This is a genomic window from uncultured Cardiobacterium sp., assembly GCF_938028825.1.
Lineage (GTDB): Bacteria > Pseudomonadota > Gammaproteobacteria > Cardiobacteriales > Cardiobacteriaceae > Cardiobacterium.
Genome location: NZ_CALIZP010000021.1, coordinates 1 through 11,903, shown reverse-complemented (window position 1 = coordinate 11,903; position 11,903 = coordinate 1). Strand labels below are relative to the sequence as shown.

Annotated in this window: 10 protein-coding genes; 8 read left to right on the top strand and 2 right to left on the bottom strand. The window is 61.5% G+C overall.

The window, feature by feature from the left end; translation table 11 throughout:
• The first annotated feature begins 61 nt into the window (after nt 1-61).
• The 4 genes from Q0562_RS02835 to Q0562_RS02820 are packed head-to-tail and all read left to right on the top strand — an operon-like array spanning nt 62 to nt 2,676.
• Nucleotides 62-1,111 (top strand): NADP(H)-dependent aldo-keto reductase, encoded by a 1,050-nt coding sequence (locus Q0562_RS02835; RefSeq protein WP_298640874.1) that lies wholly within the window; start codon nt 62-64, stop codon nt 1,109-1,111.
• 10 nt (nt 1,112-1,121) lie between these two features.
• Nucleotides 1,122-1,535, top strand: a complete 414-nt coding sequence (locus Q0562_RS02830) for a type II toxin-antitoxin system RelB/DinJ family antitoxin (protein ID WP_298640870.1) — start codon at nt 1,122-1,124, stop codon at nt 1,533-1,535.
• Nucleotides 1,525-1,791 (top strand): type II toxin-antitoxin system YafQ family toxin, encoded by a 267-nt coding sequence (locus Q0562_RS02825; RefSeq protein ID WP_298640868.1) that lies wholly within the window; start codon nt 1,525-1,527, stop codon nt 1,789-1,791. The genes Q0562_RS02830 and Q0562_RS02825 overlap by 11 nt, the downstream gene beginning before the upstream one ends.
• A gap of 12 nt (nt 1,792-1,803) precedes the next feature.
• On the top strand, nt 1,804-2,676 hold the full coding sequence (locus Q0562_RS02820; RefSeq protein ID WP_298640866.1) for an alpha/beta fold hydrolase: 873 nt from the start codon (nt 1,804-1,806) through the stop codon (nt 2,674-2,676).
• 16 nt (nt 2,677-2,692) lie between these two features.
• Here the strand turns inward: Q0562_RS02820 and Q0562_RS02815 are convergent, their stop codons facing one another.
• Nucleotides 2,693-3,535: an AEC family transporter gene (locus Q0562_RS02815; RefSeq protein WP_298640865.1), complete on the bottom strand. Its 843-nt coding sequence runs from the start codon at nt 3,533-3,535 to the stop codon at nt 2,693-2,695.
• Nucleotides 3,536-3,556: 21 nt separating this feature from the next.
• Nucleotides 3,557-3,706 (bottom strand): hypothetical protein, encoded by a 150-nt coding sequence (locus Q0562_RS02810; RefSeq protein WP_298640862.1) that lies wholly within the window; start codon nt 3,704-3,706, stop codon nt 3,557-3,559.
• 45 nt (nt 3,707-3,751) lie between these two features.
• Between Q0562_RS02810 and Q0562_RS02805 the strand changes: the two genes are divergently transcribed.
• The 4 genes from Q0562_RS02805 (at nt 3,752) to Q0562_RS02790 (ending at nt 11,797) form a co-directional block, all read left to right on the top strand.
• Nucleotides 3,752-10,777: a hypothetical protein gene (locus Q0562_RS02805; protein ID WP_298640860.1), complete on the top strand. Its 7,026-nt coding sequence runs from the start codon at nt 3,752-3,754 to the stop codon at nt 10,775-10,777.
• 83 nt (nt 10,778-10,860) lie between these two features.
• Nucleotides 10,861-11,070 carry a hypothetical protein gene (locus Q0562_RS02800; RefSeq protein ID WP_298640857.1) on the top strand — a complete coding sequence of 70 codons (210 nt, stop codon included), beginning with the start codon at nt 10,861-10,863 and terminating at the stop codon, nt 11,068-11,070.
• The gene (locus tag Q0562_RS02795; protein WP_298640854.1) at nt 11,070-11,534 is read left to right on the top strand and encodes a DUF2335 domain-containing protein; all 465 of its coding nucleotides are present in this window, start codon (nt 11,070-11,072) and stop codon (nt 11,532-11,534) included. The genes Q0562_RS02800 and Q0562_RS02795 overlap by 1 nt, the downstream gene beginning before the upstream one ends.
• Nucleotides 11,535-11,611: 77 nt before the next feature.
• Nucleotides 11,612-11,797, top strand: coding sequence for a hypothetical protein (locus tag Q0562_RS02790; protein ID WP_298640852.1), 186 nt, complete (start codon nt 11,612-11,614; stop codon nt 11,795-11,797).
• The last annotated feature ends 106 nt before the right edge of the window (nt 11,798-11,903 follow it).

The window sequence follows — 11,903 nt, the reverse complement described above, 5'->3', positions numbered from 1 at the left end:
CCTGCCTGCCCCACGCAAAGAAGAGTAAAGTAGCGCCCCCTTCCCACGCACAGGAGCCCCCATGCAATACCGCCCGCTCGGCAATACCGGCATCCGCGTCAGCGCCATCTGTCTCGGCACCATGACCTTCGGCGAACAGAACACGGAAGCCGAAGCCCACGCTCAGCTCGACTACGCCACCGCGCACGGCGTGAACTTCATCGACACCGCCGAGATGTACCCCGTGCCGCCCTGCCGCGAAACCTACACCCGTACTGAACAATACATCGGCAGCTGGCTCGCCAAACGCGGCAAACGCGACGACATCATCCTCGCCAGCAAAATCGCCGGCCCCTCGCGCGGCAACGACGGCCAGGACTACATACGCGGCGGATCGCGCTTCACCCGTGCGCAAATCCACGCCGCCTGCGACGCCTCGCTCGCCCGCCTGCATACCGACTACCTCGACCTCTACCAGCTGCACTGGCCGGAACGCCGCGTCAACAACTTCGGCACCCTCGGCATCAGCAGCCTCGACGACCCCGCCGGAGTAACCCCCATCGCCGAAACCGTCGCTGCGCTGGACGAACTCATGCAAGCGGGGAAAATCCGCAGCTACGGTCTCTCCAACGAAACCCCGTGGGGCGTGATGACGCACCTGCACGAAGCCGCCCGCCTCGGCAAAACCCGCGCCGTTTCCGTGCAAAACCCCTACAACCTCCTGAACCGCAGCTATGAGGTCGGCCTCGCCGAAATATCGCTGCGCGAGGGTGTCGGCCTGCTCGCCTACTCGCCGCTGGCCTTTGGCCTGCTTTCCGGCAAATACCGCCGTCTGCCCTGGCATCAGGACTGGCGCATCGCCAAATATAGCCGCTTCACCCGCTACACCAAGCCGCAGGGCTTCGCCGCCGTTGAGCGCTACGCCGCCATTGCCGACGCTGCGGGTATCAGCCTCGCCCAACTCGCGCTGGCCTTCGTCACCGGCCGCCCGTTCGTCACCAGCAACATCATCGGCGCGACCGGTCCCGAACAGCTCGCGGAAAACATCGCCAGTGCCGACGTGAGCCTCAGCGACGATACCCTCGCCGCCATCAACGCCATCCATGCGGAAATCAGCAACCCCTGCCCGTAAGGAGCCCGCCATGCACAGCACCGCCTACACCTTCCACATCCCAACCAAAACCAAAAACAAAGCCTTTGCCATCATCCGCCAGCACGGCAAAACCCCGGCGCAAGTCATCAACCGCCTGCTGCAACAAATCGCCAACAGCGGCCAGCTGCCGGAGGCGGACGAACAGCCCAACGCCACGACCGCCACTGCCATCGCCGAACTTGTGCGTGAGGAAGAAGAAACCATCGAAACCGCTAACGCAAAAGAAGCCGTGGCAAAACGCCGACAAATTGCCGGGGACGACCATCCGCCGGACACAGACGAACAACCCAATGCCACCACCGCCGCCGCCATCGCCGAACTCGTGCGCGGAGAGGGAAAACACTACGAAACGTTGGAAGCCTTCCACTTGTCATTGCTACAAGAGAGCAGCGATGAAGATTGAAGCATCCAAACAGTATCGACGCGAAATCCGTAAAAACATTGACGCGCTACTCGTCTCGCCCGAATACATTGAAGATATGTACTGCCTGCAAAACCGGCTGCCCCTGCCCGCCAAATATAAAGATCACCCACTCAGCGGCGATTGGCAGGGCTTTCGTGATTGCCACATCAAAAACGATCTGCTGCTGATCTACCGTATCAGCGGCGATATCCTCGAACTGGCCCGCCTGAACACCCATGCGGAAATCTTTGGCTAATCCCACCCCACCATGACCCACCCCATCACCCCCCGCGAAATCTGCATCGACCTGCCCCACATCCGCCTCGCCGGCCAGCGCTGGGGCGAAGGCGCACACATCATCCTCGCCCTGCACGGCTGGCTCGACAACGCCGCCAGCTTCGCCCCGCTCGCGCCCTACCTCATCGATGACAACACCTCGCTCATCGCCCTCGAATTTGCCGGCCACGGCCGCAGCGCACATCGCCCGCTCGGCGCGGGCTACCACTTCACCGACCATATGCGCGACGCCATGTTCGCCGCCGACGCCCTCGGCATCGACAAAATCGACTTCGTCTGTCATTCCCTCGGCGCAGCAGTCGCCAGCATGGTGGCCGGCACCTTTTACGACCGCATCAGCCGCCTCGTCTGCATCGAATGCTACGGCACGCCCTACGTCTCCAACCACAACGACCTGCCGGAGCGGATGCGCGAACGCCTGCTCACCATGGACTACATGAACCCGCGCAGCAACCGCTACTACCACGACCTCGCCCCGCTCATCGCCGCGCGCATCAAGGCAGGCGCGATGAAACCCGAAAGTGCCGAACGCCTGGTGCGGCGCAACCTCAACCACGAAGCGGCGGGCTACCGCTTCATCAGCGACAAACGCCTCACCGTGTGGCAGCCGATGATGCTCTCCGAAGAACAAGTGCAGGAATTCATCCCGCGCATCACCGCGCCCGTACTGATGATTGAGGGCAACAGCGGCTTCACCGCACACTGGCACTACCTGCCCGACCGCTACCGCCTGACCCAGGACATCCGCGTCGTCCATCTCGACGGCGGCCACCATCTGCACATGGACGAACCCGCCGCCGTCGCCGCCGTCATCAAACAGTTCTGGACGGAAAAACCGCTGTGAATATTGCCTTCACCGTTCATGCCCAGCCGAGCAGCGGGAAAAGGGCGATGACCGGGGCGACGAGAAGCAGCGACAGCGCGGTGGTGATGGCGATGATATTCGCCGCAGCGGTGGCATTGCCGCCCATCGCCTTGGCCATGATGTAACTGGCGGAGGCGGCAGGCGTTGCGCCGATGAGATAGAGGACGCCGAGCGTCTCGCCGCGCAGACCAAAAACGAGGCCGAAGACGAGGAAGACCAGCGGCGAGAGCAGGAGCCGCCCCGCGCTTGCCCACAGCGCCATCCGCCCCGCGCCGAAGATGCCGCGCAGATCGAAGCTGGCACCGGTCGCAAGCAGCGCCAGCGGCAGGGTGAGGTTTTTGTAGTATCCGGCGAAGTTAGTGATGATTTTCGGCACGGGGATGTGCAGCGCTTTCACCAGCATGGCGAGGATGAGGGCGATGATGAGCGGATTGTGCAGGACTTTTTGCGTGAGCAGCCACAGCTTGGGGTTGTCGTCCTGGGTGAGGCAGATGACGGCGAGGATATTCATCAGGAAAGCAAGCGTGCCGACGAGGACGGCAGAAGCGGCAAAAGTATCGCCGTTGCCATAAACACCGGTGGTAAGCGAGAGGCCGATGATGCCGATATTGCCGCGAAAAACGCCCTGGATGAAAACACCGCGATCGGCGGCGGGCATCTTGCGGGCGAGACGGGCGGCAAGGGCGTAGAGGGCGAGGACGGCACACCAGCCCGCGCCAATAAGCTGCCACTGACTGAGCGGCGAAATATCACTGTTGACGACGCTGACGAAAAGCAGCATCGGCAGGGCATAGCGATAAACAATGTGATTCATGCCGGCGACAAGCTCGGTACTCATCTCGCCGCGCCGCTTCATGAGCTAGCCCATGACGATGATGGCGAGGACGGGGATGATGGTGTCGGCGGAAAAAGCCATGCCGTGCCAGAATTGCGAATTCATGTTCGAGCCTCTTGTGGTGGATATGGTGCTATTGTAACGACGCGGCGGACACGGAGTAGCGATGACCACGCAGTCTGATTATCGGGCACCGCCTTCCCGCCTTGATTTTCGGGATTGGTATCACATTGGTGCGCCACCCGCATTGCCCCCAACGAAGAGCTGACCAACGCCCTGCGCCCGCACATCCGCGACGCTGACGGTATGAGCGCACAGGAACTCGACAACAACGCCCTCGGTGAGCTGGAACAGGACATCCGCAACGAAGTCACGCGCCTTGCCGCAGAAGACACCCGCGCCGCCGAAATACAGGCCCTTGAGCAATCCATCATCGAGCAGCTGAACACCGCCGGGCAGACCACCGCTGAGGCGAACCGCACCTACGCCACCCTCTATACTGCCAATGTGGACGTCTTCTCACGCCAGATGGATCTCAGCCCGCAGGAATACCATGCGCAATACGGCATCCACATCGTTGGCGGGAATATCGTCGTCCGGACCCAAGCGGGCGAACAGACCCTCACTCCCGCTGAAGCCGCGCGCCGGTTGGCGGCAGGAGCGGAAGCGGCGGCGCAGGCCGGGCAGCAGAACACGGCGAACCCGGCCAACAACACCGCGACCATCGACGCGGAAACCACCTACGAGGCCGCCCGCTACGGCGGCATGGACATCACGGGACGCCGGCGCACCATTGCCCATGACGCCAGCGTTATCCGGCAGGCGGACGGGCAGGAACAGCGCGCGCCCCTGACAGACGCCGACCGCACCACTATCAACGACACTATCGCAAATCCCGAAGTGCGCGTGTACGGCCTGAAAACGCCGGACGGGCAGCGTGCCCTGGTATCGGTGAAAGCCTTGCCGGAAGGCGGCGTGGCGGTTGTGGAAGAAGTGCCGGCAGGCGGGCAAACCCTGGCGGCAAGGACACTGCGGCGCTACGAGGGCGACACCCAGCAGGCGCTGAAAACACTGCGGGACGAAGCCCGGCAACGCGGCAATCAGGACGGCATCTTTGAGCTCCCCGTCACGCCCAAACAGGACAGTGCGCAGGACAGCTACCAGCAGACCACCGCCAACACCGCGCAGGCAGAAGAATTCGAAGCGACTGCGCAACGATACGGCGGCGAAGCAGCCTATGAACAGGCCAAGGCAGCGGGGCAGACCGAACTTGACTACCGCCAATGGGTGCAAGTGCGCACGCCATCCTTCAAAGCATGGTTCGGCGACTGGGAAGCCGCGCGTGATCTGAACGTGGACAGCCCCGCCAGCAAGGACAGCGCCGAAGCGACCCTGAAAGCCCTTGCCGGCAAAGCGCTGACAAACAACGAAACGGGACTGACTGCCTATGTCAACCGCGACCAGCGGGGAAAAATGCTGAGTGCGGCAGCGCGGCGCAAAAGTGAGAACAACGGTTTCAGCAGCGGCCAACACTACGCCCTGGCGCAGCGTATCGAGCAACTATGGCGCCATGCCACATTTGTGGGCGAATTTATAGACACCAAGCACGGGGATGCGAACATCCGCATCAAGCGCTTTGCCGCGCCGGTACGCATGGAAGACAGCACGCATTATGTGACGATACTCGCCAAAGAAAACATCGCGGCTGCCGACGGGCAGCGCATCTACACCCTGGAACTGCACACAGAAGAAACGCTCCGGAGTACGTTAGGAAACCTCCTCAGCCAACAGACTGAATCCATTTCCCCCATCCGGAGCGCTGACGACATTATTGAAGCGTTGGCGGCGAAGGTCAACCCCAACGCTACCTCAAAAGTGGTGAACCCGCAGACCGGCGAGCCGCAGGTGGTGTATCACGGCACCAACGCGCAGTTCGACACCTTCGACACCCCGCTCAACATGCCGCGCATCTTCCTGACCCGCTCGCGGGCATTCGCGCAGAAATACGGACGGGACGCCATGCCGCTCTTCGTCAACGCGCGCAACACCCTGAACGTGGACTACGCGGGACGCAGCGCTTTCGACGAAATCGAAGTGAACGGCGAAACCCTGTACGACATCGAAGAGCTTGCCGACCATGCCTGGGCAAACGGCTACGACGGCGTACTGGCCGACCACGTGGTGGACAGCGGCACCCGCGATGCCAAACAGAGCATCAACGATGAAGTCATCGTCACCGACCCCGCGCAAATCAAATCCGCCACCGGTAACAGCGGCGCGTTTGATGCGGCGAACCCGAATATTCATTACCAGAACTACCGCCGCAACAACCGCGACGTGCCGTTTAACGACGTGCCCTACATGATGTTCGCCGACGAGGCCGAAAAAGTCGAAGGGTACGGGCGTAACCTGTGGGAACTGCCGGACGAAGTGGGCAACCGCATCAGCGCCAGCGACCCGGCATTCCGGGAAGCACTGGGCAAGTACCTGCGCGAGAACATCGACCGCCTGCGAGAAGACGGCTATGGCGCGGGATTGAGCGATGAGGAGCTGGTGCAGAACCTGGTGGATGAAGCCGACCCGGGATACATCGTGGCAAGCGCCGGGCTGTGGGACATCAACGAGAGCTGGATACTGGACGGCATCTGGGAAGAAGTTCTGGAACCCAACGGCTGGAATGTGGTGGACACCAGCGACGGCGCACTGGCTTTCGACCCCGAACTGGTGCGCCGCGTGGACATGGACGAAGAAGGCAACATCATCGACTACATCCCGCCGCAAGCGACGACCGAAGAGGAACAGGCGATCAAGGCGGGGCGGAAAAAACTCAGGGAGGCAGAAGCCGCATTGCAAGAAGCGGAAGAACGCAATGCGAGAGCCCGCCGACATCGTGACAAAGTGGCGGCGGACATCCGCGCCCGTGGGCAGGAGCCGGGGGAAAACTACTGGGAAGCCTTCGACCTCGACACCGAGAAGAGCGCCTACTTCGCCGACCGGGAAAGCGCGCAGGCATGGGCGGACGAACAGGCGGGCGACGATCCGGGCAGATTCGGCGTTTACGAACACGCGATGCCGCGTGAAAAAGACACCACCGCCCTGCAGGAACAGGTAGCGGCCTTGCAAGAATACGCGCCGCAAACCCTCGGCCAATACCTGCAAGAACAGGCCGCCCCGCGCGGAGCCTTCAGCCCCGACAGCAACACCATCACCCTGACCCCGAACGCCGACCTCTCCACCTTCATTCACGAACTCGGCCACTACTTCCTCGAAACCCTCACCCGGCATGCAACCGAACTGCGCGCGCGCAATGACGCGGGCGAAGCGCTGACCGACGGGCAAAAGCAAATCATCAAGGACGCCGACACCATCCTTGCCAACCTCGGCGGCCTCGACCTCGACACCTGGCACAGCATGACTATCGAGGAAAAGCGCAGCCACCACGAACTGGCGGCGCGGCAGTTTGAAACCTACATCCTCGAAGGCAAGGCACCATCACTGGAATTGCAGGGCGCATTCCAGCGTTTCCGTGCCTGGCTGTTGCGCATCTACAAAGCCGCGCGCAACCTCAACGCGCCGCTTAACGACGAGGTGCGGCAGGTCTTTGACCGGATGCTGGCAACCAGTGACGCTATCGAACTGGCCGAACAGAACCGCAGCATGATGCAGCTGTTTGAGAACGCCGAAGAAGCCGGGATGACGCCGGAACAATTTGCTGCATACCAACAGCAGGGACGGGACGCGACGCAGGCGGCGCAAGATGAAATGCAGGCGCGCGCCCTGCGTGATACCCAGTACATCCGCAACCTGCGCAACAAGGCACTGCGCCGCAAACAGCAGGAAGCCAAAGCCGCGCGGCAGCAGGCAGAAATGCAGGCACGGCAGATGGTGCTGGGCCTGCCGGTGTACCGCGTTTGGCAATTCCTTTCCGGCACAATGACGGCCGACACCACCATTGCCAGCAACAAGCGCGCGTGGACGGACGCGGTGGACCCGGCACATGACGACCTCAACACCGCCATCGCCAAGCTGGGCGGGCTGAACCGAGACGCAGTGGAGCAAGAATGGGGCCTTGACCCCGCAGACCGCATCCCCGATATCCGCCCCGGCTTCCCGGTATTGCGGCGCAACGGCGGCCTCAGTGTGGACGGCATGCGGCAGGCGCTGGTGGAGCAGGGCTACCTCAACGACAACGACAGCCTCAACGATTTTTACACCGTCTTCGATGCGCAACAGCGCGGGCAAACGCAGTACAGCAAGCTGCACCAACCCGACCCTGGCAGCGGCAAGGCGGGGGAACACGCGCACCTGCATGACCTGCCGACCCTGCGCCTTGATCGGGAAGCCCTGCTCGAACTCGGCTACAGCGAAGCGCAAATCAAGAAACTGGGGCGCAAAGTGAGCAAGACGGGCGGGGTACATCCCGACCTGGTGGCAGAACTCTTCCAGGACGAAGACGGCAACGCCATTTATGACAGCGGCGACGCCATGGTGCAAGCCCTGTTGGCGGCGAAACGGCCACAGGATGCCATCAACGACGTGGCCGATGACATCATGCTGCAACAGTTTGGCGAACTGGCAACGCCGCAGGCGGTGGCATTCGCCGCCGACATGGCGGTGCATAACGACATCCGCCTGCGCGTGATTGCCAGCGAAGCGAATGCCCTGGCCAAAGCGGTGGGTAACAAGACCCTGCTCAACCGCGCCGCGCGGCAACTGGCGCAGGAGACCATTGCGGCAAAACGCCTGCGCGACATCCATCCGGCGCAGTACACCCGCATGGAAGCGCGTGCCGCCAAAGCCGCCGCCCTGGCGCAGAAAAAAGGCGACATCGCCACCGCCGCTGCGGAAAAACGCAACCAGCTGTTGCAGGCGCATCTGGCGCGTGCCGCCTACGAGGCGCAAGAAGAAGCGGCGACCCACCTGCGCTACCTGAAGCGGATGAGCCGCCTCAACCCCAAGAACATCGACATCAAACAGCGCGAACAAATCGAGGCCATCCTCGAACGCTACAACCTGCGCGAGCAGTCAAAGAAAGCCATCGACCGCAGCCAAACCCTGGCGCAATGGGTGGAAGAGCAAAGAAAACAAGGCATCGAAGTCAACATTGACCCCAAAGTGCTGGATGAAGCGAACCGCACCCCGTGGCAGCATTTAAGCCTCACCGACCTGCGCGGCCTGCGGGACAGCATCAAACAAATCGAACATCAGGGCAGGTTGAAGAACACGTTGCTGCTTGCCCGCAAGAACCGTGACTACAACGCTACCGTGGCAAGCCTCGTCGCCGGTATCGAACAACACGCCAGCCGCAGCGGCATCGAAAACCGCACCCCGACCACGACCTTCGGCAGGGCGGGCGCGCAACTGCGCCGCTTCTTCACCGCCCACCTGCGCACGGCAATGATTGCGCGGCGCATGGACGGCGACCGTGACGGCGGCGCGTGGTGGGACAACCTGATCCGCCCGGCCAACGAACGGGCCGACTGGCAGACCAGCGAGAATGCGCGCGCCACCGAAGCCCTGGCCCGCATCCTCGCCCCCCTGATAGCGCAAAAGGGGCTGAACCAGAAGCGCAGCTATACCATCGGCGGCAAAACGCGCAGCTTCACCCTGCAAGACATCTTTGTGATGGGGCTGAACTACGGCAACGACAGCAACGCGCAGCGCCTCCTCGGCGGTGAAAACTGGCAGGCGGCAGAGTTTGAACAACTGCTGTCACAGCTGAACGCAGAGCAGCTCAACGCCCTGCAAGGCGTGTGGGACACATTCGAACAATACAAACCGCAGATTGCCGACGTCACCCGCCGCGTTCTTGGGATAGAGCCGGAATGGATCGTGCCGCGCCCCTTCACCATTACCAGTGCCGACGGGCAGGTGGTCAACCTGCGCGGCGGCTATTACCCGGTGATGTACGACCCGCGCGCCTCAGCGGTGGCCGCCGATCAGGAATTGCACGACATGGAATCAGGGGCCTACTCTGCCGCCGTCATCAACCGGGGTTTCCTGAAAAGCCGCGTTGCCGAAGTCCATAACCGCCCGCTGCTCTACAACATGGCGGGCATCTACCGCGGCCTCAACAACGTCATCCACTACCTCGCCTGGTATGAATGGCAGCTCGACAGCAACCGCCTGCTTAACTCGAAGCGGGTCAGTGACGCCATCCGCGACCACTACGGCGATGACGTGTACCGCCAGTTCAAAAGCTGGGCGCGCGACATTGCCGTTGGCGACCTGCAAATCGAAAGCGAAGGCGTGGCCCTGGTCAACGCCGTGCGCCGCAATGCGGGCGTGGCCGGTCTGGGCTTCAACATCATCTCCGCCCTGAAACAGCCGCTCGGCCTGTTCCAATCGGTGGGGCGGGTTGGCGGGCAGCATATCCTGCCGCAGCTGGGGCGGTGGATGATCCATGCGCGGCAGATGACGCGCGAAGCCAAAGCGCAGTCCGCCTTCATGCAAAACCGCGCGCGCACCCGCTTCCGCGAACTGAACGAACTGGCGGCCAGCCTCAGCCAGAAGAACAAACTGCAAACCTTCCTGGCGCGGCACAGCTACACCCTGATTATGTTCGTGCAGATGCAGGTGGACGTCATCACCTGGCACGCACAACAACAAAAATCGCTGGAAGCGGGGGCAAGTATCGCAGAGGCAAACCGCCATGCCGACCAGGCCGTGATTGACAGCCAGGGTTCAGGGATGCTGAAAGACCTGTCAGCGGCAGAGCGCGGCCACATCATGAAACTGTTCACCATCTACTACGGCTTCATGAACACCATCATGAACCTCAACTACAACACCCTCACCTCGACGCGGCAGGGCAAAATCGAAAAAGCAGTGAACCTCACCGTGCTGCTGGCCATTGCGCCCATTCTCGAAGCGGCGCTTTCCGACCTCCTGAAACCGGGCGACAGCGACCGCTGGGACAAAGAAAACGCGGCCAAAACCATGGCGATAGCGATGATGAACAACCTCTTCGGCCAATTCATCATCCTGCGCGAATTCAACTTGAGCGGCTACGACTACTCCGGCCCGGTCGGCCTGCGCGCAATCGCGGACGCCTACAAACTGCGCGACGAAATCAGACAGGGCGAGTGGGACAGCGGCCTGCGCCGGGCGGCAATCGGCATCGGCGGCAGCGTCTTCGGCCTGCCCGCCGCGCAAATCAACCGCACCCTCGACGGCTTGCAGGCCCTTGACGACGGCGACACCGATAACCCGCTCGCCGTCCTCCTCGGCAAGCCGCAGCAATAACCCTTAACGAGGTAATGGCGACACACCCCGAAGGTGTGTAACATGATGCGGTTTACCCAAGCAAGAAAACGAAGGAGACAAGAATGGACGACATGACAACAAAACGGACAACCTCGTGGCGCGCCTTCCTGAGCGGCGCGTCATCCATATTCAACATCATGCCGCGCATCGGCAGCGGGAACTACGACTACGAAGAGGACGGTTTCGCGCGGGATGCCGCCAACCTTGCCGGTGACTGGCGCAAGGTCGGCAATGACATTGCCACTGCGATGAAGCCTTACAGGAACAAATAATGACAGGCGATGAACTGCCGATAGAGCGTGAAGACGGCAAAAACGGCGAAATCCTGCCGCCTGCCAAAGAGCCCCGGCAGAAGCTGGTAACTCGTGCGGTTCATTACCCAGGGCCGCTGCCGCCGGCAAGCGAGTTTCGCCAATATGACGAAATCTTGCCCGGTGCGGCAGAACGCATCCTGCTCATGGCGGAAACCGAGCAAAAACACCGCTTGCAGATGCAAGACAAAATCATTGATGCCGGCATCAAGACAGAACAAAGAGGGCAAATCATTGCCGCCCTTTTAGCCATAACTTTTAGCGGTGTCGCCATCGGCCTGTTCATCGCCAAACAGTATGCCTACGCCGTCGCCGTGATGGGATTGATTGCAGGCATGGCTTCTGTCTTCATCTACAAAGGAAACTGGAAAGCACAACAAGACGAACGGCGACAGGAGAAAGAAGAACCTTCCACAACAGAATAGCCCCCACCTATCAAACCCGCCCCGGCGGGTTTTTTCATGCCCGCCTTGCGCGGGCTTTTTTCTGACCAGGAGACCACATGACAGTCAGCAACACCCCGCGCCGCGCGGGGCCCTACCGTGGCGACGGCAGCACCGTGGATTACCCGTTTGCCTTCCGCATCTTCGACACCGCCGACCTGCGCGTGTACGTCGCCGATACAAACGGCAACGAAAGCGAACTGGCACAAAGCGATTATGAAGTCAACGCAGACATCATGCGCTAAAAAGAAAACAAGAAGAGCCAAACCGTGTTGCACCAAAATTGCACCTGCAAATTTTGGTGGTGTTCTAAAAAGTATGCTGACACTGGTGTCGGTAAGCAGAAACTAA